The following is a 25,514-nucleotide window of genomic DNA, read 5'->3' as shown; positions in this document are numbered from 1 at the left end:
ACCGAAGTTCGATGAAAAAGAAGCGTTCGACTTGCATGTATTAGGCACGCCGCCAGCGTTCGTCCTGAGCCAGGATCAAACTCTCATTAAAAAAGTTGAAACAATCTTTCGATTGTTAAGCTCAAAAATTTTGCTAGCTTAATTGCTTGCTTGTTGTGTTTGTTTCTATCTAATAGAAACATCCTACACTTTGGTTCGTTTGCTTGCTTTGTTCAGTTTTCAAAGGTCTACGTTGTTTCTTGTTTGTTGTTTTAGCAACTCTTATATCATATCAGCATGACAATTGATTGTCAATACTTTTTTCAAAAAAGTTTTTGAAATATTTCTCAATATTTCTCGCCTGCTAACAGCGACTTCGTTATAATAACAAATCGTCGAAGTCTTTGTCAACTACTTTTTGCAATTATTTTGCGACTAAGTTGTTGTTATTTTATACGACCCATCGATTTGCGACTTCGTTATAATAGCATTTTGTTTCATCCACGTCAATCACTTTTTCAAAAAAAGTTTTTTTCGTTTTCAACATCTATTAATATACCAATTAAATCCTGATAGGTCAATGATTTCCTCTACTTATAAACAGATTGTTTTTTCACGACTATTCGAATTCTATCTTTCTTTTTTCGTTCGTATTATCCATAGAATTCAATCATACTTTCTCTATTTTTATAAAAAAACTCGTCATTTTAGATTTTACAATCTATTGCTGACGAGTTTCGCTTTCTATATTTAACGCATTGTTGGGAATAAGAGAACATCACGAATCGACTGTGCATCGGTAAGCAACATGACTAAACGATCAATTCCAATCCCTAGTCCTCCGGTTGGTGGCAGACCATATTCAAGTGCCTCTAGGAAATCTTCATCCACGCCATGTGCTTCATCGTTGCCTTCCGCTTTTTCTTTTTCTTGCGCTTCAAACCGTTCTCTTTGATCGATTGGGTCATTTAATTCTGTAAAGGCATTGGCAAATTCACGGCCAACAATAAATAATTCAAAACGATCCGTAAAGCGATCATCTTCTGGATTTTTCTTCGCTAAAGGTGAAACTTCTACTGGATGTCCATAAACAAATGTTGGATTTTGTAGTGTCTCTTCAACAAAGGTTTCAAAGAATTCATTTAAAACATGACCGACACTCATGTTTTTCGTAATTGGGACTTCATGTTTTTCAGCTAAGGCATGGGCTTGTTCAACTGTCATCGGTTGCCAGAAATCGACACCCGTTTGTTCTTTTACTGCATCTGCCATGTGTACACGACGAAAATCTGGTCCTAAATCAATGATTTGGCCATCATAAGTAACTTCGGCAGTACCGAGCACGCTTGTTGCTGCATGACGGATAATTCCCTCGGTTAAATTCATAATATCTTTATAATCGGTATACGCAGAATAACATTCTAACATCGTAAATTCAGGATTATGGGTCGTATCAATTCCTTCATTACGGAAAACGCGCCCAATTTCGTAAACTTTTTCCATCCCACCCACAATTAATCGTTTTAAATGTAACTCTAAAGCGATTCGTAAAGTCAATTCGATGTCTAAAGCATTATGGTGCGTAATAAATGGACGCGCAGCTGCTCCGCCTGCTTGATTATGTAAAACAGGTGTTTCTACTTCCAAGAAACCTTGACCGTCTAAGTAGTGACGAATTTCGCTAATAATTTTACTGCGTTTAACGAAACGATCGAAACTCTCTTTGTTGCTAATTAAGTCAAGCGAACGTTGACGATAGCGTTGTTCAATATTTGTTAATCCGTGATATTTATCTGGTAAAGGACGTAAAGCTTTTGATAGTAGCGTAATTTCTTTTGCACGAACCGACACTTCGCCTGTTCCTGTTTTCATAATCTTACCCGTTACACCAAAGAAATCACCTAAATCACCATGACTAAAAAGATTATACGCCGCTTCACCGACTTCATCCTTACGAACATAAATCTGAATCTGACCTTCGCGATCTTGTAAATGGGCAAAGCCCGCTTTTCCTTTGCCACGTTTGGTTACCATTCGACCAGCAATACTGCTCGATAGATCCATCTCTTCTAACTCTTCTTTTGATCGTTGATTAAATAATTCATGCAATTCTGCTGAATTATGTGTACGGTCAAAACGATGACCAAAAGGATCAATGCCTTCTTTTTGTAGTTGCTCCATCTTTTGTCGACGAACCAACATTTGATCGTTTAATTCTTCTTGGGTTTGTTGTTCCTCTGTCACGAATTTTCCTCCGTTCTGTCTTTCACTTCTTTGTCTATAATGCCAATGAACGAGCAAAAAAGCAAGTCGAAGTTCGGCTTCGGCTTCCTTTTTCAGTCGGATGATTTCCTTTAAACGACTTGCCCTTCAATTTTATCCAGAAATTCTTGCAATAAACCGACAGCGACTTCACGACTTTCTGCTTGGTTGATCGCAGCTTTCACTTTTGCCGCTCTTGAAACACCTTTTAAATAGTAAGCAGCATGCTGACGGAACTCCCGAATCGCAATAAATTCTCCTTTTAATTGAATTAAACGATCGAGGTGAAGAATCGCCATTTCGATTTTCTCGCGAGCAGTTGGTTCTGCAATTAATTCCCCTGTTTCTAAATAATGCTGCGTGCGGCGAATCATCCATGGGTTTCCAAGTGCTGCACGACCAATCATCACTGCATCACAGCCCACTTCTTCTAACATTCGTTTTGCGTCTTCTGGTGTCTTCACATCCCCGTTACCGATAAAAGGAATCGTCAGGTGCTGACTCACCTCTCGTAAAACATCCCAATTGGCTTGGCCTTCATACATTTGTACTCGGGTACGACCATGCATGGCCACAGCAGATGCACCCGCGGCTTGGGCGGCCTTTGCATTCTCCACTGCAAAAACATGTTCATCGTCCCAGCCAATCCGCATTTTAACGGTGACGGGTTTTTCGATAGCAGAAGAAACCGCCTCTACCATTTCATATACTTTATCGGGATCTAGTAACCATTTTGCTCCCGCTTCCGCTTTGATGATCTTATTGACTGGGCAACCCATATTAATATCAATAATATCCGCCGTCGTATTTTCTGACACGAATTTTGCCGCTTCCACTAATGAATCTTTGGTGCCTCCAAAGATTTGTAAGCTTAGTGGATGTTCTGTTTCGTCAATATAAAGCATCTCTAATGTTTTTTTGTGGCGAAAATGAATCCCTTGATCACTAATCATTTCGCAGACAACTAGACCTGCCCCCGCCTCTTTTACCGTCACACGAAAGGCAGAGTTACTAATGCCTGCCATGGGCGCTACGACAACTCGATTGGGGATTTCAACGTCTCCTATTTTCCAGTTGTGCTCCATTTACTGCTTGCCTCCAGTGATTTCTGCTTTTAAGCCTTCTAAATCTGCTTCACTAAACTGATACTTATTATTACAGAAGGAACAAACGGCTTCGGCACCTTGGTCTTCATCAATCATGGCTTGCAACTCCGCCGACCCAAGGGTAATCATCGCTTTAGAGAATTTTTCACGTGAGCAATCGCACTGAAATTGGACAGGCATCTCTTCTAAGAATAAGATGGATTCTCCTTCAAAGATTAATTCGATCAATTCTTCCGGTGTTTTTCCGGCTTCAATTAAATCAGAGACTTTTGGTAAGTTCGCCAAGCGTTCTTCCAAATTTCCTAGGACTTCTTCGCTAGCACCAGGCATTACTTGAATCATAAAACCACCGGCTGCTTTAATCGTTTCATCGGTATCGACTAACACACTTAGACCAACGGCAGAAGGTATTTGTTCCGAAACCGCTAAATAATACGTGAAGTCTTCACCTAATTCGCCGGAAACAATTGGCACTTGACCAGAAAAAGGCTCTTTCATGCCTAAATCTTTAATGACAGAGAATAAACCATTCGTCCCTACTACGCCACGAACATCGATTTTCCCTTGACCATTCGAAGGCAAACTGACATGTGGATTTTGAATATACCCTTTCACATTGCCACGAGCGTCACCATCGACAATAATCGCACCACCAGGGCCATCGCCTTGGATTTTCACTGTGAGACGATCTTCCTCATTTTTTAAACTACTACTACTTAATAATAAGGTTCCAATTAATGCACGACCTAACGCAGCCGATGAGCTATGCCAAGTATCGTGTCTTTTTTGCGCTTCTGCTACTGTATTCGTCGCGTTCAAGGCATATGCGCGAATCGAGCCACCGTAGACTAATGCTTTTACTAAATAATCTGTCATGATTTTCGCTCCTTCAATCTTTCCTTCATGAATCATACTCGTATCTTTTCCATTTTTCAACTTTGACGTTTCATTTCTTTTCACATCTTAATCAAAAAGAAGAGGCTGTGACAATCAAATTGTCGCAGCCTTGTGTACTTCCATGAATGCTTTGCCCTTGTTTCTTTCGAGTTGGTTCCTTTTTTTCATTAGGTGAACCAAGCTTCGCTAGTAAAAAGAGCCACTTGAGTGCAAATTCCACCGCTTATTCTTCTGAATCTTTGGCTTCTTTTTTCTCTTCTTCCACTTCATGTTGTTCTTCTAATTGTTTTTTTGCATCTTTTTCTTCTAATGCACGCTTAGCCTCTTCATAAGATTGAACGCCACGTTCACTTGGGTATTCATCTTCATCAAAGTCTGCTGGCATTTCACCTGTTTCAAAAAGAGCTTTAATCGCTTTTGCATCTAATGTTTCAAATTCTAGTAATTTTTGAGCGATTAATTCGTTTTTGTCGCGGTGTTCTTCAATAATTTCACGGGCTTTGTCATGAGCTGCCACTAAAATTTTACGAACTTCTTGGTCAATTTCAAAAGCAACTTGTTCCGAGTAGGCTTTTGTTTGGCCATAATCACGCCCAACAAAGACTTGATGGTTGCCTTCATATTGAACGGGACCTAAATCACTCATTCCGTATTCCGTTACCATGCTTCTTGCAAGACCTGTTGCTTGTTCAAAGTCATTGGAAGCCCCTGTTGATTGGACACCGAAGAAAACTTCTTCTGCAACACGTCCACCAAGTAACCCTACGATTTGTTCAAACATGTCTTCTTTTGTATGCAAGAATTGATCTTCTTTTGGTAGAGCAATCATGTAACCACCGGCACGTCCACGAGGAATAATCGTTACCTTATGAACGACACGTGCCCGACTTAAAACAAGTCCACAAATCGTATGACCTGCTTCATGGTAGGCAATCATTTCACGTTCTTTTTTGTTAATTGCGCGATCTTTCTTCGCTGGTCCCGCAATCACTCGATCTTGCGCTTCATCAATGTCGGTTGCATCAATTTTCTTCTTGTTGCGACGAGCAGCCACAAGCGCCGCTTCGTTTAGGACGTTTTCAAGTTCTGCACCGGCAAAGCCTGGGGTTTGTTGCGCGACAACTTTTAAATCGACATCATCGGCTAATGGCTTGTTACGCGCATGAACACGAAGAATCGCTTCACGCCCTTTCACATCCGGACGGCCAACTAAAATTTGACGGTCAAAACGACCTGGACGTAACAATGCAGGATCCAAAACATCTGAACGGTTGGTTGCAGCAATGACGATGACGCCTTCGTTACCACCAAATCCATCCATTTCAACAAGTAACTGATTCAATGTTTGTTCACGTTCATCGTGTCCGCCACCCATTCCTGCGCCACGTTGACGTCCAACTGCATCAATCTCATCAATAAAGATAATCGCTGGTGCATTTTTCTTCGCGGTTTCAAATAAGTCACGTACACGGCTTGCTCCGACCCCAACGAACATCTCAACGAAATCAGAACCTGAAATTGAGTAGAATGGCACACCGGCTTCCCCTGCAACTGCTTTTGCAAGTAAGGTTTTACCTGTTCCTGGAGGTCCTTCTAGTAAGACCCCTGCTGGGATTCGTGCACCTAGCGCAACGAAGCGTCGAGGATCTTTTAGAAATTCCACGACTTCTACTAGTTCTTGTTTCTCTTCTTCGGCACCAGCCACATCAGAGAAGCGAACTTTAACATCTTTTTTATCGGCTTCTTTTGCTTTAGATTTTCCAAAGTTCATGACACCACGGCCGCCGCCACCGCCACCGCCGCCACCTTGTTGGCTCATCATCATATAGAAAAAGAAAATGAAAATCACAAGTGGAAGGAAACTAATTAATAGCGACACCCAAACGCCACTAGTCGACTCTTCGGCAATCACCGTTTTGACGCCTTTTTCTTTTGATAAGGTGGTAATCTCACTCAAAGTAGAGTCGTTGGGTAAAATGATCGTTGTAAAACGAGTGGTTGACGCTTGCGTGGAGCCTAGCACACTCAAACCATTATTATTTTCAATGGTTTGTTCTTTTTCGTACTCACCAGTTACGCGATACACGCCGTTGACCGGTTGAATCTTAAAGTCTTTTACATCGCCATTTTTTAATTGCTGTACAAATTTTGAATATTCAATCTCTGGTGTTTGGCTGTTGCCATTTCCTAGGAAAAAGTACACCACCATAACCATTGCTAATAATATCAGCACATAATAAAGGGTATTCCTAACGGTTCCCTTGTTTTTATTGTTCATGCAGTTCCTCCTTGACATTTTGTCTAACTCTTACCATTATACTTGATTCGTCACGCTTTGAAAACGCTCAATTTTCATTTTCGTAGATACTTGGTTTTAAAACGCCGACATAAGGAAGATTCCGGTAGTGTCCAGAGTAATCTAAACCATAACCGACAACAAACTCATTCGGGACATCAAACCCGACATAATCTGCTTTAATATCAACCACACGACCTTCATGCTTATCTAATAACGTTACAATTTTCACAGAATTTGCTTTACGATATTTAAATAAATCAACTAAGTAAGCCAAGGTTCGACCGCTGTCAATGATGTCTTCGACTACTAACAAATCACGGCCTTCCACGTTTGTATCAAGGTCTTTAATGATTTTTACTTCACCTGAAGACACTAAGGCGTTCCCATAACTGGAAACATCCATGAAATCCATTTGTAAAGGACAATCCATTTCACGTACAATATCCGCCATAAACGGAACAGCTCCAGTTAAAACGCCTACCACTAAGGGGTCTTTTCCTTGGTATTCTTCTGTTAAAATTTCACCTAACTCTGCACAACGCTGGCTGATTTCTTCGCGGGAAATTAAAATTTTTTCAATATCTTTTTCTAACATAGGGTTCTCCTTCCAATCTTTACTTCCGGTATTTAAAAAGAAGTACGTAGTGTATTTTATCAGTTTCTTTACGAATACTCAAATGAGAAAGCATATAAGGAAGCAAGGCCAAAACTTTCTGATTTTTATCCCTTAGAACCCATGATTGTTCCCGCTCCTCGGTTGGAATTTTGCAATCAATAAAGTAACGAGCAATCTTCTTGGTCAGACGGGCGTTTAGCCTAATTTTCTCCCCAGGTTTTCGACCACCGATTGTTAGACCCGTCGTTGAGTCTAACAGGAGTTCTTGGCGAAATTCAGACCAATCTTTGACTTTTTTGGGAATTTTTATTTTTCCTGGTAAAAAAATTCCCACCCAAGCCTTGTCTGATAATTCGCAACCTTCCCCCAAGACAAGCTCATACGTCCTTTGCTCGGGCATTGCTGCTTGCTTTTTTTGTAAGGACAAGGTTTCATAGCTTCGAATCCACTGCCAGCCCGATGCTAAATCGATGTACCATTGGGGATTGTCGCTAGCCAGAAGTCTTTGCAATTGCTCGGATTGTTTTCTTGAAATCGTCAACCCGAACTGGCAATAAGCCGTTTGAACAATTGCGGCAATAAACCAAGGTTGCTTGCTCGAAGCATTCCAAGGGTACTGACGCAAGTCGACCGTTATTCCTCGAGCCGTCGTTTCCATTGCAGTGGCTAGCCACTGCTTTTGTTCTTCTTTCACCCACGTTTCCAGCAATTGAATTTGTTCAGAGAGTTGTTGGAAATGAGCCAGTACTTGCTGATTCTCATTTTTTAAAACGGGAAGTACTTGGTGACGTAGCCGATTTCTTTGATAATCAAGCGTCTGATTGGTCTCATCTTCATAATAAACCAAATCATTTTCTTGTGCGTAGTGCAACAAATCTGCTTTTGACTGCGTGAGCAATGGCCGAACGAGCCGTCCAGAAGCAAAAGTTTGCGTCCAAGCGATTCCCTGACTCGCAAAAACTTCTCCTGTCCGTACCATCTTCATTAACATCGTTTCCAACTGGTCCTCCCCATGATGCGCAGTTACTAAGACCGTGTAGCCAAATTGTTGCATGATTTCTTTAAAAAAATTGTAGCGGAAATCACGGGCCTGCGCCTCAATATTGGTTGTCGCAGGAGTCGACCATTTTCGACAATGAAAGGGCAAGGAACGCGCTGCACAATAACTTGCCAAAAAGGCCTCTTCTTCGATGGACGCTGCTCGCAACTGATGGTTCACGTGGGCCACACCAATGACGAGTCCGCTTTCTTGCAAGCTTTCCAAGACATGCAATAAGACCATGGAATCCACCCCCGTTGAAACGGCGATTAGAATTTTTTCCTTTGCTTGCCATAATTGGCGCTCGTTTATGATTTTCTTTAAGTTGGCTACGAGCACATCTAACGCCTCCTTTGGGTTTTCTTACCTTGCAGTAACGACGAAAAAAAACAGGAGGCATGGTTCATCAATCGCAATGGCATGCCCTCCTGTTTTTGTTTGAATTAGTTGCGACGTCCGCCTCGGCCACCGCGTTTTCCTTCAGTGCTACGACGCAAGGAAGATAAGCGGTCATCACTATCTTTTAAGAATGAACTCATCAACGAGTCGAAGTCGTCTTTTCCTTGGTTTGTATTTTGATTCTGATTTTGATTTCTAACGAATGGTCGTTTTTGTTGCGGGCGTTGAAATTCTTTTTTAGGGAATTCACGCTTTTCTTCTTGTGGACGATCTTGTGCTTTACGAATGGATAATCCGATTTTTCCGTCGTCTCCAACGCTTGTCACTAAAACAGTCACTTCGTCTTTCACTTTTAACACGTCATTAATGTCTTTCACAAAGCCATTTGACACTTCACTGATGTGAACTAAACCTGTCTTACCTGCCCCTAAATCAATAAATGCACCAAAATTCGTAATCCCTGACACTTTTCCTTGTAGTTTCGCTCCAACTTCGATTGACATAAAACCCATGTTCCTCCTAATATTCTGAACCTTTTATTTATTTTTCAACTACAAAATACTTTGTAGTGATTCACACGATTCTATCTTTTTGCGGTGCTTGTTTCACTTTCAGGTAAAGGAAAGACTAACTCACCTTTTTTTGAATATAAGAAACGTTCCCGCGCAATTTTTGCTACATAATCTTTATCTTGTAACAAACTAACTTCTCTTTCCAAGTCTGCTTTATTCTTTTGAATCGCTTGTTGTTCAACAATCGTTTCTTCACGATAATTTTCCAGTTGATTCAAACGCAGCGCGTCATTAAAAAGAGAAAGACCAACACTCACGAAAAGGACTGTCGCTATACTAAAGACGACCGCTAGACGGCGACGACGAAAGATGACTTCACGACGTTTCTTTGCTTGAATCGCATAATGTCGTTCCGCATATTCCTCATCAAGAAATTGTAGCTTATTTGACTTTTCTTGCTTCATATCGCTCCTCCATTCATGATTGTCTTTTTCATTATACCAACATCCGATAGCCTTGTCTAACTCAATTTACTCAAAATCGACTTGTTTTGTTTCTGAAAGGATGACATACATTTGTGCGGCGTCTTCTTTTTTCGTCGATTCATGCAGTTCACGAATTTCATATAACACGATTCGATTCCCAAATTGAATTTGCATTTCATCGCCGACCTTGACGGAAGAACTTGATTTAGCCAGTTTCCCATTAATTTGAATGCGACCTTTATCTGCCACTTCTTTTGCCACAGAGCGACGTTTAATAATCCGTGAAATTTTTAAAAATTTATCTAATCTCATGTTTTTTTCCAACTTTCCGTAAAATTTTTTGACCAAAAGGCAAGACTGCCCATTCTTGACTGGTGAAGACTTTGAAATGGAGTAGCGCAAAGAAAAAACTCACTCCCCCCACCAACACACCTGCAAGCGTCAAACCTAGCGCCGTCCGCCGATGCTCCACCGAACCAAAGAAAAAAGCAAAGCAACGGAAAAAAAGGAATAAGGCGAGGCTCATGACGCCAAGCGCTTGACACAAGCGGCGACCAAAATGATTCTCTCGCCAAAAATAGTTGATTTCAGCTGCTTCATATCGCATTAACAGACATAAAGCGACGCCGAGTGCTAGTAATGTTCCAAAACTCGCTCCCAGTGTCCCCAAAGAAAAAACTAGGATGGGGGTGCTCACGAGTTTTACTAAGAGCCCGCCACCTGCTGCTTTTAGCGCTTGTCGAAAATGGTTCTGGCTTTGCGCGATACTCTGGTAGGCGTGAACTAAAGCCATGAGCGCCACAGAAAAAACAAAGACACTTAAGACGAGATTCCCCGATTGATCTTTAAAAAGTGTGTAATTCATATAAGGCATCACAAATGCCAAGCCGAACGAAGCAGCCAAGCCTAGTGTAGTCGTTAGGCGTAAATACAATTTAGCTGAAAAAAAGAACGACGCTTTTTGCGCTTCTTTTAAATAACGCGTTAGCATCGGCAAAAAGCTGGCACTTAACGCTAAGGCGACTACTAAGCCCAGTTGAACTAGAGGCTGTCCGCGATCAAATATCCCTTTTTCAATTCGTGCTTGGTGAAGCGTCAATCCTTTTTTTTCTAAATAATTGACGAGTAGAAACGAATCGAGCAATTGCAATAAAATGAAGTACCCACTATATAAAGAGACAAAGCCGCCTTCAATAAAAAAACGGCGACGCAACCTTTTCGGTGGCCACTGGCGTAAGGTCCGCCAGTTCCAAGCGAGGTGTGTCTGGGAATACCTTCTTTGCGCGAAACCTAAAATCACAACGGCCGCGAGTCCACCAATAAAAGAACCATACATCGCCATTTGGCTCACTTGGTAAATATCCCAATGGAAGAAATGAAAACTCGCTGCCGCCATCAAGATGAGTCCGACCCGTAAAAACTGTTCCACCACTTGTGAGACTGCAGTCGGCACAAGAATGAGTTGTCCTTGCAAGTTGCCTCGGTAAATCGTTAAGGGAGGAATCAATAAAAAAGTCAGCGAGGCTGCTTGAATACTCGGTTGCAAGGCGGGATCACCCATCAATCGAGCCAGCGGATGACTGAAAAAAGAAACCCCTGCCCACAAAACGACCGCTAGCCCTGTCACAAAAGTTGTTAAATATTGCAAAGCTTGTTCTTGCGCTGCGAGGTCCTCTCCTTCAGCCACATACTTCGAAATAAATTGTGGCAACCCTGTTAAGGCGAGTGTCATCGCGATACCATAGAGTGGGTAGACTTGTTGATAAACATAGAATCCCTCATCCCCAACCAGGTTTTGTAAAGGCACGCGATAGACGGCGCTTAAAAGCTTCGCGATAAAAGCGGCCAGCGTTAAAACAAAAGCTCCTTGCATCATGGCGTGTAATGGCTGTTTTTTCATAACGCCCTCCTCCACTTTCCTTATTTTTTCGCTGCAGCCTTTCGATTTTTATAGCGTTGTTTCCGCAAATCTCGAATGAATCCTTGCAATTCATTTAACCAGACCATGGTTTTCATTTGTTTTGGAATCGTTAGTTTGAGACGCATTTGTTCTTTTTCCACACCTAAAGTTGCCTTTAACTTCGTCTTACTCAGCGATTTAAATAATTGTTCCACCGAATACGCTTTGGTTCCCGCTTTACTTAAAGTGACCGTGACGATTTGTCCTTCTTTACGAATCCGATCGAGTAATGCGCGGTCACCGTTCATTTTCATTTCACCAACTGCGAGTAAGTGCGCCACTTCGTCAGGGTATTCACCGAAACGATCCAGTAAATCGTCTTGCAATTCATCTAGTGTGTCGAGATTTTCCAATTCTCGAATTCGTTTATAAATTTCAATTTTTTGTCGTTCGTCTTCAATATACGTCCCAGGTAAGTAGGCATCCATGCCCAAATCAATCTCAACCGCAGTCTTTTCTGTTTGAATGTTTTTGCCTTGTTTTCGTTGAACGGCTTCCGTTAGCATTTGGGAGTATAAGTCGAAACCAACGGAATCAATAAAGCCATGTTGTTGCGCGCCTAGTAAATTCCCGGCACCGCGAATGGATAAATCTCGCATGGCAATTTTAAAACCTGACCCCAACTCTGTAAAATCTTTGATTGCTTGTAGGCGTTTTTCGCTGACTTCATTTAGGATTTTTTGTTGTTGATACATAAAGTACGCGTAGGCCACACGATTACTCCGTCCCACTCGCCCCCGTAATTGATATAAAGTCGACAAGCCCATATAGTCGGCATCTTCAACAAAAAGCGTATTGGCGTTCGGGATGTCAACTCCCGTTTCAATAATCGTGGTCGAAACCAAAACATCGTATTGTCCTTCAATAAAATCAAACAAAGTATTTTCCAACTGTATTTCCGTCATTTGACCATGGGCGTAGCCAATCCTTGCTTCAGGTACAAGTTCTTGGAGTTCAGCGACTTTTTGTTCGATCGTCGCCACACGATTGTATAAATAAAAGACTTGGCCTTCACGCGCCATCTCTCTTAAAATCGCCTCGCGAATCGCCCCTGGATTGCTTTCCATGACATAGGTCTGAATCGGGTAGCGATTTAAAGGAGGGGTTTCAATGACTGATAAATCTCGCACGCCAAGCATCGACATATGCAGTGTTCTTGGAATCGGCGTAGCCGTCAAGGTTAACACATCGACCTCAGACCGTAATTGCTTCAGTCGTTCTTTGTGTTTCACCCCAAAACGTTGCTCCTCGTCCACGACCAACAAGCCCAGGTCCGCAAATTCAACGTCTTTTGAAAGGAGACGATGCGTTCCAACGACCATATCGATTTGCCCCTTGCGTAATTTCTCCATTGTTTCTTCTTGTTGTTTTTTCGTGCGAAAACGGCTAAGCATTTCAATTTCAACAGGGAAATTTTCAAAACGGCTACGCATCGTATCGTAATGCTGCTGGGCTAAAATCGTCGTTGGCACTAAAAAGGCAACTTGTTTGTTTTCTTTTATCGCCTTAAAAGCTGCTCGCAAGGCAACTTCTGTTTTGCCAAAACCAACATCCCCTACGAGTAAACGATCCATTGGTTTGGCCTTTTCCATGTCTCGCTTAATTTCCGTCGTGCTTCGCAATTGATCGTCGGTTTCACTATATGGAAAAGCATCTTCGAATTCTTTTTGGTAGCCATCATCCGGTGCAAAAGCATAGCCTTTTTCTGCTTCACGCTGAGCATACAGTTGAATCAAGTCATCGGCAATGTCTTCGATTTTCGTCGCGACCTTACGTTTGGTTTTCGCCCACTCATTGCCTCCTAATTTATTTACTTTTGGTTGTTTTGATTCAGAGGCAACGTATTTTTGGACGAGGTTTAATTGGGTGACAGGGATAAAGAGTTTATCTTCATTCTGATACAAAATCGTAATGTAGTCTTGATGTACGCCATCAATTGCGATGGTTTCCATGCCTAAGTACTTCCCAATCCCGTGATTGACGTGGACGACGTAATCGCCAACCTTCAATTCATTGTAACTTTTCAGGCGTTCCGCGTTTGAAATCGTTTGCCTTCGCGCGCGTTTTTTTGTCACTTTTTGAAAAATTTCTTGTTCGGTGACAATGACGATATGGTCTTGTGGCAACTCAAAGCCACTTTGTAAACTTCCTTGAACAATTTGCGTTCGACCAGTAAAAATTCGGTCTTCTGTCGTTTCGACCGCATAAATCTGATGCTCACGAAATTCTGCTTCCAGTCGTTGCGCACGTTCATGATTGCCTACTAAAAAGACCACTGTCTGTCGTTGCTTTTCCCAGCGATCGACCTCGGTTTTTAATAAACCCATCTGACCGAAAAATTGCTGCATCGGACGATACTGAAAATGATGGACTGCTTGAAAGCGCAGATTCCCCATCCCTTTTTGAAATAACGAAAAGTAGCTAGTTGAAAAAGTGACCCGGCTTAAAATTTGCTGGATATCCCCACCAAAAATTTGTTCCGAGAAAACACGCATCTCTTCTATTTTTTGCGTATGCCACTCCGCTTCTTCGCGCAACATTTCGCGATTCGTTTCTAAAATCCGAGGATAATCATCGACCATCAATAACGTCGTTGCCGGAAAGAAATCAAGCAAGGTCTGTTTTTCTTGGTACAATAAATCTGTATAAAAAGCAGGATTTGCGCCAGGATGTCCTTCTTGCCAAGCCGTCGCTAATTGGCCAAAATAATCCGTTAAAAATTGACGGTCTGCGGCTTCTTTCGTGACAGCCAGACGTTTTTGTAGCCACTCCTCTAGTTTTTGACGCCCCTCTTGTAAATTTTCTTGCGAGAAAATCAAATCACTCGTAGGTGAAATCAAAATTTCCTCCAGTTTTTCCATAGATCGTTGCGTTTCCGCATCAAAGTAGCGCAAAGAGTCAATTTCGGTATCAAACAACTCCACTCGGATCGGGTACTGCGTGTCTAGCGGATACAGATCTAAAATACTCCCTCTTAAACTAAATTCACCTGGCTTCCCAATCATCCCTTGACGTTCATAGCCCATTAAAATCAATGTTTGGATGACCTGTTCCAAGTCGATTTCCTCACCAACCTTCCAATGAAATTGGTGATTTTTCCAGGTTTCCTTCGATGGTAGAAACTTTCGCAGGCCAGCTGTCGGTACAATATAAATACCCGATTGATTCGACATGATGGCATTTAAGGTGTTAATACGCTCCGCCTTGGCTTCTGGCGAGGCAAAAGCCATTTCTGCTGAAATCACTTCATCCACTGGAAAAACATAGACTGACTCTTCCAAATTACGCAAATCTTCCGCGAGTTGATTGGCATAAAAAAGATTCGCTGTTAAAACGACAACTGGCTGCTGCAACTTTCGATACGCGCCTAAAATGGCTAATGTTTTTGCTGAACCCGATAATCCCGTCAATAATTGACGAGGGGTCCCTTCTTTTAATTTTTCTTGCCACTGAATCATCAGTGGACTTTGATTGACGATCTCAACAATTTTCATGTGCTACTCCTCACTAGTTAAAACGATTCATCGTGGCTAAAAAGTCTTGTCCTTCTAAGTAATCTTTAACGGCACGAACACTTAAATCTAAGCTTTCATCAATGACTCTTTCTTCTTCCTTGGAAAAAGGGCTTAGGACATGGTTGACAACTGTCCGTCCTTTCGCTGGGCGATCAATGCCGATTTTTATCCGATCAAAGACAGGCGTATTCAGATGAGCAATGAGACTCTTCATGCCATTATGGCCACCTGCACTTCCTTTTTGTCGCAAGCGAATTTTCCCTAAAGCCAGATCTAAGTCATCGTAAATCACAACTAATTCTGCAGGTTGCACTCCTAAATAAGTCATGAGTGGACCAACTGCGCGACCAGATTCATTCATATACGTTTGTGGTTTGACTAGGACGATTTTCTCACCGTTCAAAAAGAAAGACGCCACTTCTGCCTCAAAGGGATTTTTTTGAAAGTTTGCATCATAGTCTCTTGCCAAAGCATCAACGACCATAAAACCGACATTATGCTTTGTTTTTTCATATTTTTTGCCTGGATTTCCCAAACCAACAATCATTTTCATTTCATCTTCGCCCTCAATTTCTTTTGTTATCGAAAAAGGAACAACACAAAAGGGGAAGCTGGAAAAGAAGCGGCTTCTTTTTCACACCTTCACACGTGATTTGTTCCATCTATTTAACGATTTCTTTTGAATTTTTTTTAAGTGGTTTTATTATAGCACAAAGAAGCATTCTCTTGCTTACTTCCTACTCGTCTCAAGAAAAAATTAAACGAAATCTTCCCGCTTCTTCTTTCTTGACGGTATCATATAACAGCTTAAAAAAACTGTTACTCTTTTAGACGAATAGTAATGACAAACTCGCAGGGAAGTGATAGCATATTAGATGAATCAAACAAAATCGCGGAAAGGTTGGTACACTTATGACAAATTTAAATGTTCAAACAGACAACCAAAAAATCATCCTTGTTGGTGATGGTGCAGTCGGTTCTAGCTATGCCTTTGCTTTAGTGACTCAAAATATTGCGCAAGAAATTGGTATTATCGATATTAATCATGAAAAATCACAAGGAGATGCTTTAGACCTCTCTCACGCACTTGCCTTTACCTCACCGAAAAAAATCTATGCAGCCGATTATTCCGACGCACACGATGCTGACATCGTAGTGATTACCGCAGGTGCTGCTCAAAAACCAGGTGAAACACGCTTAGATCTTGTTCATAAAAACTTAAAAATTAATCGTTCTGTCGTACAACAAATTGTGGCTTCTGGCTTTAAAGGAATTTTCCTCGTTGCTGCCAATCCCGTGGATATTTTAACCTATTCCACTTGGAAATTCTCAGGTTTCCCAAAAGAACGCGTCATCGGATCTGGAACTTCCCTTGATTCTGCCCGTTTTCGTCAAGCCTTAGCAGAATTGGTTGGTGTCGATGCACGTAACGTCCACGCTTATATTCTAGGCGAGCATGGCGACTCCGAGTTTCCTGTCTGGTCACACGCCAACGTGGCTGGATTGCCGATTTATGACTGGGTGATGAAAAATCCAGAAGTTGATGAAGAAGCCATGGTCAATCTCTTTTTTAAAGTCCGAGACGCGGCCTATGACATTATTGAGAAAAAAGGGGCCACTTTTTACGGCATCGCTGCTTCCTTAACTCGGATTACGCAAGCCATTTTAGATAATGAAAATGCCGTCTTGCCACTTTCTGTCTATTTAGATGGCGAATACGGGTTAAATGATATTTATATCGGTTCCCCAGCCATTATCAACGCCCAAGGAATCAAGCAAGTGATTGAAATCCCCTTGACTGATGGGGAGCAAGACCGGATGGAAGCTTCTGCTGGCCAACTAAAAGAAATTTTAGATGCCGCTTTTGCCAAACTAGATGCAGAAGAAAACTAACAGAATCAAGTAGACGGTGGCAGAAGTGCCACGGTCTTTTTTTACGACACAAGAAAAATCAAGGAATCCTTAATTTTTTCTTCGTATCAATTTCCAAACACCCTTTTTTTTAACAAGTGTGATAAGATAAACGCCTATACTATAACGAAAAATGGAGCTGATTTTCGAAATGTCTCGTTCTAAGCGCCGTTCACATCAGGCAACCGCAACCAAACGTCCCATGATGATTGGATTGGCAGTGTTTTTAGGCATCCTACTAATTGCCTTTGGAGGCTACGCTTACCAAGCCAATTCCTATAAAGACCGCTTCTTACCAAAAACCTTCATTGGGGAAGTCGATGTGAGCCGACAAACCGTTCGCCAAGCGAATGAACACTTAAACCAACAATTCAATGACTTATCCTTTACCCTTCTTGACGAAAAGAACGAATGGAAAAGCATTAAAAAGACGGATTTCGGTCTACAAACCGCCTTTTCTAAAGAGTTGGAGAAATGGCAAAAAACACAAAACCCTTGGACCTGGGGCTGGCAATACTTTACGAAAAAACAAACCTTTGACCTTAGCCAAGCTGCTTTCGATGAAGAAAAACTCAATGAGCGGCAAGCAGCACTCCAAGCAGAGTTAACTGCTTGGAATAAAGAACGCAAGCAAACGCAAAATGCAACCTTAACACGCAAAGAAACAGGTTTTGAAATTACACCCGAAGTCCAAGGTGAAAATATTGACATTGAAGCAGCCATGGCCGCTGTCAAAGACGCCTTACTCGCTGGAAAATCAAGTCTAGAATTAACCACCTTTGTTCAAAAACCAAGCGTTACAGAAAAAGATCCACAACTGACCGAAGAATTAAAGAATATTCAGCGTATTGCCCAAGTAGAAGGAACTTATATCATCAATGGCCATTCCTTCCAAATTCCTAGCGAAACCATCAATGACTGGCTGCTGTATCAAGAGGGTCACATTGATTTAGATCGCGAAAAAGTTTATCAATACGTGACTCAACTTGGTGCAGATTACAATACGAGTACGAATCCCTCAAGCTTTAATAGTACGCTTAGAGGAGAAGTCAGCGTGCCTGCTGGTTCCTTAAGTTGGACGATTTCACCTGACAGTGAGACGGACGGTCTGATTGCTGATATTTTAAATGGCGAAGCTTTTACTCGTTCGCCGATTGCGCAAGGGAGTGCGAGCTCTGGTAGTCCGCTATTTGGCAATACCTATATCGAAATCGACATGGTGAATCAACATATGTGGTATTACAAAGATGGCAAAGTCGCTCTAGAAACCGATATTGTCACTGGCAAACCTTCCACACCGACACCACCTGGCGTGTTCTACGTCTGGAACAAAAAGTTGGATGAAGTTCTCCGCGGCTTTAATGACGACGGCTCAAAATACGCTTCACCCGTCAAGTATTGGATGCCAATCGACTGGACAGGTGTCGGCATTCATGACTCGGATTGGCAACCGCATTACGGAGGCGAGCTTTGGAAAACAGTCGGTTCACACGGCTGTATCAATACACCGCCAGGAGTAATGGCACAACTTTACGAGATGGTTGAAGTCGGTACCCCCGTTTTAGCCTTCTAAAATCAAAGGGTCTGGGTTGTTCGTCAAATAGTGTTGATGGGCCCGAAATGAGTAAAAAGAATCGTCGGAAACGGTAGAGAAATGATTTCTCTATCGTTTTTTGTTGGCTTGAGGTCTTTTTTTGTTTAAAAAAATAAAAAAGATGTTGAAGGAAAATCTTATAGAGATTTCTCCATCAACACCAAATATGATAAAACCAGGAGCTGTGACCGATGTCGCAGACCCTCTTTTCTATGCAACGAAAACGAAAAACTCGGCTACCTATAGCCGAGTCACTCACTCTTCGACCGACGTATAAACTTCCGTCACATCGTCGTCATCTTCTAATTTTTCAATTAATTGATCCAGTTGCGCTTTTTGTTCTTCATCCAAAGCAATCGTTGTTTGCGGAATCATCATTAATTCAGCTTGGGCTAAGGTAAATTCTTGTTCTAGAGTGTCACGCACGGCAACAAAATCTTCCGCAGCCGTATAAATTTCAAAGACTTCCTCCGAAGCAATCAAATCTTCCCCGCCAACTTCCAGTACTTTTTCAAAAAAATCATCTTCTGAAATCGCTAAGTTTTCTCGCTCAATGGCTAAATAGCCTTTACGATCAAACAAGTAATTCACCGACCCCGTTTCACCTAAACTGCCGTGGTTTTTGTTAAAGGCGACACGAATATTGGTCGCGGTTCGATTCCGATTATCTGTCAGTGTTTCGACTAAAATCGCCACGCCGCCTGGACCATACCCTTCATAAGTAATCTCATCATAATTCGCACCGTCCGTGGAACTGGTTGCTTTTTTTATCGCTCGTTCAATATTATCGTTTGGCATATTGGCTGCCCGCGCTTTATCGACACATAAACGTAAAGCGGGATTCATTGTAATGTCGCCCCCTCCGTTTTTCGCAGCAATAAAAATTTCACGAGAAAGTTTTTGGAAAATCTTTCCTCGTTTGGCATCCTGTGCGTTCTTTCTTCCTTGAATATTCTTCCACTTACTATGTCCTGCCATTTGTCAATCACTCTCCTAAATTATTCGTTTCTCGCGAAAACCAAGTACTAGCCAACAAAGAACAATCCCTGTGAAGGCGCCGGAAGCATCTAACATCACATCTTGAAAAAGCGGCGTCCGACCACCTGTCAACATTTGGTGAAACTCATCCGTTGCGGCATAACCCGTTGCACTTAACCAACTAAATAAGGCGGTCAAGCCAAATGTTTGTATTCGGGGGACAAGTCCTAGAAAAAAGCTCCCACCTAGAATAAAATAAGTGCCAAAATGCGCACCTTTACGAATGAAAAACTCCACAAAAGAAAAGTAACCACTCTGCGCGATACTGACTTCACTGCCTGCATACGTAAAAGAGACATGCATGAAGACCTCTTTAAAAGGTTCCTTTTTTAAAAGCGTCGATAGCAAGCCAATTTGTGATTGTTGTTCGTAAGTTTGCGAGGAGCTATAAAATAAAATACCCATCATTACAAAAGCTAGTCCTAAATAAAGATTCCCGTTTTTTCGGTGTTTTTGAATCATTGCCTCACCTCAAACCTATCTTAGCATTTTTCGATGCAAAAGACACGCCCGTCATGAAAAAACGTCGCCTACGAGACCGTTCACGCTTCAATTTCCTGTGTATCAAAAGTGACTGGTGCCAAATCAAAGAGTTCTGTTAATACTTGGTTCGTATCCGCAAATGTCTGTTCCCGATTTTGTACTTGGTTGCGGACACTTACTTTTTTCCCTTGGCTTTTATAAGTCAATTGACCGTAAAAATCGGTCATCTCAATTTGCTTGCCTTCTTTTTTAAAAACAATCGATTCTTCATCAAAATCCATTACCAATTCTTGACGAAACCCATTTTTTAAAGCAATTGCCATTACCAAAGATTCGACATCTAAGTTTCCTAAAGGAATGCCAACCTCGTCAAAGGTAATTTGATAACTCGTCGAAGGAGCAGCCGTACAAGCATTGCAGCCTCCTTGAACCAATTCTGTTGTACAAGTAATTTTTACTTCCATTTAAAACCTCTCCTTTTTATCACTTAAAAAAATAGTTGTTTAAAATTTCACACCGATAAAGAGCGTGAGACACATCAAGTAGTCAAGTGCCCCGCCATCCCAAAGAAAGAAGCACTAAGACAGTCATTCGCGGCGATTGGCAACTGCTTATTCTTGCTTGTTTTCTACTTTAAGAAAAAGGAAAAAAGCAAAAAAAGAGCGCCTACGAAAATTTTCAGTCGTGATAGCCACCAACCTTTCTTTCTTGTGATTATTTTAACACTTTTTGTAGGCGTCGGCTAGTTGGATTCCCCACAACCAAGCGTGTTTACCTTTTTAATGAAAGAATAGCAAGAAACTTACTAAAATTGTCTGATAATTCTCTTTTTTTGGAAGGCTTAAAATATCTTTTTTTCCAATTCTTGCGTATAATTTCAATATGCAACAAAATACAAAAAAGAAAAGGAGAGAATCTAAATGGAATGGATGAAACTGATTGGTATTTTAATTATTCTGATTGGCTTTATTTTTAAGTTTGATACGATTGCCGTCGTGATTATTGCCGCATTTGCTACCGCTCTTGTCTCAGGTATTTCAATAATCGATTTCTTTACATTACTAGGAGAAGCCTTTGTCAATAATCGTGTCGTCACAATCTTCATCTTAACTTTACCCATGATTGGTATCTCGGAACGTTTTGGTTTACGCCAGCAAGCCGTGATCCTCATCGAAAAAATGAAGGGCTTGACGACGGGACGTTTTATCACCCTCTACGCCTTCGTTCGACAAATGGCTGGACTCTTTGGAATTCGCATTTCAGCGCACCCACAATTTGTTCGACCAATCGTTAACCCAATGGCCCAAGCTGCGGCCAAAGCACGCTACGGCGTCCTATCGGAAAAAGACGAAGATCTCATTAAAGCCAAAGCTGCTGCTAATGAAAACTTTGCCAACTTTTTTGCGCAAAATACATTTGCCGCTTCCGCAGGTGTCTTACTCATTAGCGGAACGTTAGCTTCTTTAGGTTACAGTGTCAAAGAAACATCGATTGTCTTAGTTGCACTCATTGTCGCTGGGATCAGCCTCGTTTTAATCGCGATTGATAACTATTTATTTGATTTGAAGATGGATCGAAAATATGGGAAGAAACAGCAAAAAGGAGGCGAAAACAAATGAGTGAAAGCGCGAAAATCATTTTAGAATTTTTCTATATCTTAGTCGGACTCTTGCTGATGATGACCGCCGTTCGGACCTTTAAAGACACTAGCAATCCTGTACGCTTGGGAACCGGCCTCTTTTGGCTCTTGCTAGGAATCATCTTTGCTGGTGGGAATGCCATTCCGCATTTTCTATCAGGGGTTTTATTGACCATTATGGGCGGATTGACTTTATTTAAACAAGTTAAAATTGGAAAAACAGCAACGATGACGGAGGAAGAAGGCGAAGCCGGTGCCAAACGAATTGGCAGTTGGATTTTCTTTCCAGCCATCGCTTTAGCTGCAGTTGCCGTGGGTATTTCTTACACGCCGCTTGGTGGACAAGTCGGTATTGGGATCGCATCCATCGTAGCCTTACTACTAGCGATGTTCTTTACGAAGGCATCTCCTAAGACCGTTCTTGACGATACCGACCGCATGATTCAAGCAGTTGGAACCGTCGGCATTTTACCACAATTACTCGCTGCCCTTGGTGTCATTTTTACGGTTGCAGGTGTTGGCGAAGTCATCTCAAATGCCATTTCAGGTTTTATCCCTGAAGGCAATCGCTTAATTGGCGTCATCGCTTACTGCCTAGGGATGGCACTGTTCACGATGATTATGGGGAATGCATTTGCCGCTTTCACTGTGATCACGGCGGGAATTGGGATCCCCTTTGTCATCGCACAAGGCGGCGACCCCGTCATCGCTGGAACCCTAGCAATGACCGCTGGATTTTGTGGCACCCTCGTAACACCTATGGCTGCCAACTTTAACGCCTTGCCGGTAGCACTGTTAGAAATGAAGGACCCAAATGGCGTGATTAAAGCACAAGCACCGATGGCAGGGATTCTCCTGGTCATCCATATTGGCTTAATGTATTTCTTAGCCTTTTAACTTAACAAAAGAGAGGAAGAGTTCAATGAAAATTTTAGTTACTGGTTTTGACCCCTTTGGCGGCGAAGCAATTAATCCGGCTTTAGAAGCTGTCAAAGCGTTACCCGATACCATTCAAGGAGCGCAAATCATCAAGTTAGAGATTCCTACTGTTTTTGGCAAATCCGCAGAAGTTGTCAAAGCGGTGATGCAAAAAGAAAAACCTGATGTGGTGTTAAGCATCGGCCAAGCAGGCGGACGTTTTAGCGTCACACCTGAACGCATTGCTATTAATGTTGACGATGCACGTATTCCTGATAACGAAGGCAATCAACCGATTGATGTCGTGATTCAAGAAGACGGCGCTGCTGCTTACTTTACGCAATTACCCATTAAAGCGATGGTCAAAAATATTCGAGACGCTGGGCTGCCAGCTGCTCTATCAAACACTGCAGGAGTTTTCGTCTGCAACCACATCATGTACCAAGTGCTTTACTTAATCGAAAAAGACTTCCCAGGTGTCAAAGGGGGCTTCATCCATGTACCTTTTATTGCCGAACAAGTAGTTGATAAACCCAATCAACCTTATATGAGCTTAGAGGACATTACAAAAAGTCTGGAAAAAGCAATCGAAGCGATTGTTTTATTTAAAGACAAGGAAGATCTAAAAACAATTGAAGGAACGACTCACTAATGCAAAAAACAGCAATTCTTCCATTATTTACTTATGGTAGTTTAATGGAAAACTTCTTTAACTATGAACGCTATTTAACAGGGAAAACAAAAGGACAAGCACGTAAGGCGCGTATTCAAGGTAGCTTGTATCATCTCACTGAAAAAGGCTATCCCGCACTATTACCAGCAGAAGATTGGGTCTACGGTGAAGTCTTTGAGCTGCTTGATTTCGAAAAAGAAATTGGCGCACTCGATAAAATGGAAGGCTATGACCAAGGCCAACCAAATGAATACCATCGTGAAACGCTAACGGTCTTTTTATTTAACGAACAGACACAAGCTTACGATGAAGCCATCTCTGCTTACGTTTATCGTTATGCCGTTGAAAACGATTTTGACTTCTTAACGCATAGCCTTTATATCCCAAATGGCGATTGGCGTCACTTCATGGAAATGTCCGCCAAATAAGACAAGAAACAGGAATCCTTAAAAAGCGGTTCCTGTTTCTTTTTGATGATGGTAAAATAGAAGCATCACTGTTTCCTATAGGAGGATTTTCGAACTTGAATCATTTAAAAAAATATTTTATGACCGGCTTCATTGCCCTCGGATTTTTGTTTTCAATGCCACCGCTAGTTGCTGCTGATGATAATCTAAACCAACTACTCATCGACCAACAACAAGCTCTGCCACAAGAAGTGTTACCAAGCGCCAGCCTCGTCGTTGATGCCAATAACGGACAAATCTTGTGGGAGGAAAAAAGCGAGACTTTGATTGACCCTGGTTTTTTAACCCACTTAATGACCTTGTACCTCGCCTATGACGCGTTAAAAAAAGGGGAAATCGCCCTCACAGATAAAGTAACCGTCGAGGATCGTCATCAAACCGTCGCACAAATTCCTTATTTGCCTAGTAACAATCTAATCACCGGTGTCACCTATACGGTGGAAGATTTGATCAAACTCATCAGCTTCTCTAATGCAGTTGGTGCAAGTTTCTTACTCGCTGAACAGATCAGTGACAATGCCGAAACCTTCGTTACGCGTATGAACGAAACCGCTGAGAAATTGGAACTCACACAAACCTTCTTCTCCAATCCAAGTGGCATTTCTTTTGGCAACATTCAAGGCTATGATACTTGGGTGCCAATGACCATCGCAGGAAACAATCAATCCACACCGAAAGACCTTACGCGCTTAGCCTATCGCTTGATTAAAGACTTCCCAGCCCTATTAAAGGTGACTGATCAAAAAGAAGTCACCGTCCAAGCAGGTGGTTTTACCGAAGAAACACTGATGAATCAAAACCCTTTTATCGCTGATCAGGCGACTCCCATTCCGGGAACCAATGGCTTGTTGCTGGACTTTTCCAACCCGGACCGCGCTTCAGGAGTGATCACAACGACCCAAGGAGACCTTACCTTGCTCACCGTTCTTTTTGATGCCGGGCAAAATTTTTTTAATGAACAAGGCGTCGATGCTTTCCAAGTAATCGGCAAAAATTTGATCGAGCAAACCTTTAAAAAATATGAATACCGCGAACTCATTCCCGCAGAATCTTTTGACGTCGGCGAGCAAACCATTTTTGTGGAAACATCGCTGAGCGGCCCAATTGAAAAAGGGACGGAACCTCGCTTTCAAATCGAAGGTGAAAAACTCGTGATTAACAATCATTTAGACTTCTTATTTGATTCTGCCGCAGATGATTTTAAAGTAGACTTTATCAAAGAAGAAAGCCCCCTCGAAAAAGAATTAAGTGAGAATTTCATCGTTCGCTTCATTATGCGCTCCGTTGAAATCACCCAATTGACGATTTTCTCAATCGGTCTACTAATCATTGGTTTTTTAATTTTCTTGATGCACTTTTTCATTCCACGTCAAACAATGACCGAACCGGAAGAAGTGACCTTTGATTTTGAAACCAATGAAGAAGTCACCCCATCCCGTCAAGATCGGCGTCAGAAAGCGGGATTGCCTTTTCGCAAGCTAACCTTTCTCATCGGCTTAGTCCTGGCAGGCGGCGCAGTCCTTCTCTTATTATTGCAGTACCTTTTCTAATCAAACAATAATCCATGAAAAAACAAAGCAGGCCTACGACATCATTGAATTGCCCCCTGTCAAGTAGACAGTATTAAAAACAAAAAACAATCTTTTAGTTTAACGCAATCTTTTATCCTGAGATTGCGTTTTTTATGCTGCTAATTTTCGGTATTCATTGGGTGAGTAACTA

At 41.9% G+C, this 25,514-nt stretch carries 22 protein-coding genes and 1 rRNA gene; 7 read left to right on the top strand and 16 right to left on the bottom strand.

Going from position 1 to position 25,514, the window contains the following annotated elements:
- The 13 genes from ACYSNO_RS12095 to pth form a co-directional block, all read right to left on the bottom strand.
- A 16S ribosomal RNA gene (locus ACYSNO_RS12095) occupies positions 1 to 91 on the bottom strand; the annotation flags it as partial.
- A 638-nt stretch (positions 92 to 729) separates the two neighbouring features.
- Positions 730 to 2,223, bottom strand: a complete 1,494-nt coding sequence (gene lysS, locus ACYSNO_RS12090) for a lysine--tRNA ligase (protein ID WP_461731339.1) — start codon at positions 2,221 to 2,223, stop codon at positions 730 to 732.
- A gap of 110 nt (positions 2,224 to 2,333) precedes the next feature.
- Positions 2,334 to 3,326 carry a tRNA dihydrouridine synthase DusB gene (gene dusB, locus ACYSNO_RS12085; RefSeq protein ID WP_461731338.1) on the bottom strand — a complete coding sequence of 331 codons (993 nt, stop codon included), beginning with the start codon at positions 3,324 to 3,326 and terminating at the stop codon, positions 2,334 to 2,336.
- Complete coding sequence (hslO, locus tag ACYSNO_RS12080) at positions 3,327 to 4,223, bottom strand: Hsp33 family molecular chaperone HslO (RefSeq protein ID WP_461731337.1); 897 nt, start codon at positions 4,221 to 4,223, stop codon at positions 3,327 to 3,329.
- Between the two features lie 244 nt (positions 4,224 to 4,467).
- Positions 4,468 to 6,522, bottom strand: coding sequence for an ATP-dependent zinc metalloprotease FtsH (ftsH, locus tag ACYSNO_RS12075; protein ID WP_461731336.1), 2,055 nt, complete (start codon positions 6,520 to 6,522; stop codon positions 4,468 to 4,470).
- A gap of 67 nt (positions 6,523 to 6,589) precedes the next feature.
- The gene (hpt, locus tag ACYSNO_RS12070; protein WP_461731335.1) at positions 6,590 to 7,138 is read right to left on the bottom strand and encodes a hypoxanthine phosphoribosyltransferase; all 549 of its coding nucleotides are present in this window, start codon (positions 7,136 to 7,138) and stop codon (positions 6,590 to 6,592) included.
- 19 nt (positions 7,139 to 7,157) lie between these two features.
- On the bottom strand, positions 7,158 to 8,537 hold the full coding sequence (tilS, locus tag ACYSNO_RS12065; RefSeq protein ID WP_461731334.1) for a tRNA lysidine(34) synthetase TilS: 1,380 nt from the start codon (positions 8,535 to 8,537) through the stop codon (positions 7,158 to 7,160).
- 104 nt (positions 8,538 to 8,641) lie between these two features.
- Complete coding sequence (locus tag ACYSNO_RS12060) at positions 8,642 to 9,100, bottom strand: S1 domain-containing RNA-binding protein (protein ID WP_461731333.1); 459 nt, start codon at positions 9,098 to 9,100, stop codon at positions 8,642 to 8,644.
- An 80-nt stretch (positions 9,101 to 9,180) separates the two neighbouring features.
- Positions 9,181 to 9,573 (bottom strand): FtsB family cell division protein, encoded by a 393-nt coding sequence (locus ACYSNO_RS12055; protein ID WP_461731332.1) that lies wholly within the window; start codon positions 9,571 to 9,573, stop codon positions 9,181 to 9,183.
- Positions 9,574 to 9,639: 66 nt separating this feature from the next.
- The gene (locus ACYSNO_RS12050; RefSeq protein WP_461731331.1) at positions 9,640 to 9,906 is read right to left on the bottom strand and encodes an RNA-binding S4 domain-containing protein; all 267 of its coding nucleotides are present in this window, start codon (positions 9,904 to 9,906) and stop codon (positions 9,640 to 9,642) included.
- Complete coding sequence (locus tag ACYSNO_RS12045; RefSeq protein ID WP_461731330.1) at positions 9,893 to 11,494, bottom strand: putative polysaccharide biosynthesis protein; 1,602 nt, start codon at positions 11,492 to 11,494, stop codon at positions 9,893 to 9,895. Before ACYSNO_RS12045 ends, ACYSNO_RS12050 begins: the two co-directional genes overlap by 14 nt.
- Positions 11,495 to 11,514: 20 nt before the next feature.
- A complete protein-coding gene (mfd, locus tag ACYSNO_RS12040; protein ID WP_461731340.1) occupies positions 11,515 to 15,012 on the bottom strand; it encodes a transcription-repair coupling factor in 3,498 nt (1,165 codons plus the stop codon).
- A 49-nt stretch (positions 15,013 to 15,061) separates the two neighbouring features.
- On the bottom strand, positions 15,062 to 15,622 hold the full coding sequence (gene pth, locus ACYSNO_RS12035) for an aminoacyl-tRNA hydrolase (RefSeq protein ID WP_461731329.1): 561 nt from the start codon (positions 15,620 to 15,622) through the stop codon (positions 15,062 to 15,064).
- 359 nt (positions 15,623 to 15,981) lie between these two features.
- Here pth and ACYSNO_RS12030 point away from each other — a divergent pair, with 359 nt between their 5' ends.
- Both ACYSNO_RS12030 and ACYSNO_RS12025 read left to right on the top strand, forming a co-directional pair.
- Positions 15,982 to 16,962 (top strand): L-lactate dehydrogenase, encoded by a 981-nt coding sequence (locus tag ACYSNO_RS12030; RefSeq protein ID WP_461731328.1) that lies wholly within the window; start codon positions 15,982 to 15,984, stop codon positions 16,960 to 16,962.
- A 169-nt stretch (positions 16,963 to 17,131) separates the two neighbouring features.
- The gene (locus ACYSNO_RS12025) at positions 17,132 to 18,553 is read left to right on the top strand and encodes a L,D-transpeptidase family protein (RefSeq protein ID WP_461731327.1); all 1,422 of its coding nucleotides are present in this window, start codon (positions 17,132 to 17,134) and stop codon (positions 18,551 to 18,553) included.
- A 276-nt stretch (positions 18,554 to 18,829) separates the two neighbouring features.
- Here ACYSNO_RS12025 and ACYSNO_RS12020 read toward each other — a convergent pair whose 3' ends face one another.
- The 3 genes from ACYSNO_RS12020 to ACYSNO_RS12010 form a co-directional block, all read right to left on the bottom strand.
- Positions 18,830 to 19,552, bottom strand: a complete 723-nt coding sequence (locus ACYSNO_RS12020; protein WP_461731326.1) for a YebC/PmpR family DNA-binding transcriptional regulator — start codon at positions 19,550 to 19,552, stop codon at positions 18,830 to 18,832.
- A 15-nt stretch (positions 19,553 to 19,567) separates the two neighbouring features.
- On the bottom strand, positions 19,568 to 20,074 hold the full coding sequence (locus ACYSNO_RS12015; RefSeq protein WP_461731325.1) for a VanZ family protein: 507 nt from the start codon (positions 20,072 to 20,074) through the stop codon (positions 19,568 to 19,570).
- 80 nt (positions 20,075 to 20,154) lie between these two features.
- Entirely contained in the window at positions 20,155 to 20,559 is a 405-nt protein-coding gene (locus ACYSNO_RS12010; RefSeq protein ID WP_461731324.1) for a DUF4809 family protein, read from the bottom strand.
- A gap of 456 nt (positions 20,560 to 21,015) precedes the next feature.
- Here ACYSNO_RS12010 and ACYSNO_RS12005 point away from each other — a divergent pair, with 456 nt between their 5' ends.
- The 5 genes from ACYSNO_RS12005 to ACYSNO_RS11985 all read left to right on the top strand — a co-directional run bounded on the left by ACYSNO_RS12005 (position 21,016) and on the right by ACYSNO_RS11985 (position 25,342).
- A complete protein-coding gene (locus ACYSNO_RS12005) occupies positions 21,016 to 21,714 on the top strand; it encodes a DUF969 domain-containing protein (protein ID WP_461731323.1) in 699 nt (232 codons plus the stop codon).
- A complete protein-coding gene (locus ACYSNO_RS12000) occupies positions 21,711 to 22,631 on the top strand; it encodes a DUF979 domain-containing protein (RefSeq protein ID WP_461731322.1) in 921 nt (306 codons plus the stop codon). The genes ACYSNO_RS12005 and ACYSNO_RS12000 overlap by 4 nt, the downstream gene beginning before the upstream one ends.
- Before the next feature lie 25 nt (positions 22,632 to 22,656).
- Positions 22,657 to 23,304, top strand: a complete 648-nt coding sequence (pcp, locus tag ACYSNO_RS11995; protein ID WP_461731321.1) for a pyroglutamyl-peptidase I — start codon at positions 22,657 to 22,659, stop codon at positions 23,302 to 23,304.
- Positions 23,304 to 23,753, top strand: coding sequence for a gamma-glutamylcyclotransferase family protein (locus ACYSNO_RS11990; protein ID WP_461731320.1), 450 nt, complete (start codon positions 23,304 to 23,306; stop codon positions 23,751 to 23,753). Before pcp ends, ACYSNO_RS11990 begins: the two co-directional genes overlap by 1 nt.
- Positions 23,754 to 23,848: 95 nt before the next feature.
- Entirely contained in the window at positions 23,849 to 25,342 is a 1,494-nt protein-coding gene (locus ACYSNO_RS11985) for a serine hydrolase (RefSeq protein ID WP_461731319.1), read from the top strand.
- Positions 25,343 to 25,514: the final 172 nt, after the last annotated feature.

The sequence above is a fragment of the Enterococcus sp. LJL98 genome (genome assembly GCF_054871745.1).
The sequence above is the reverse complement of the archived record's forward strand: the minus strand, read 5'-3'. Positions and strand labels throughout refer to the sequence as shown.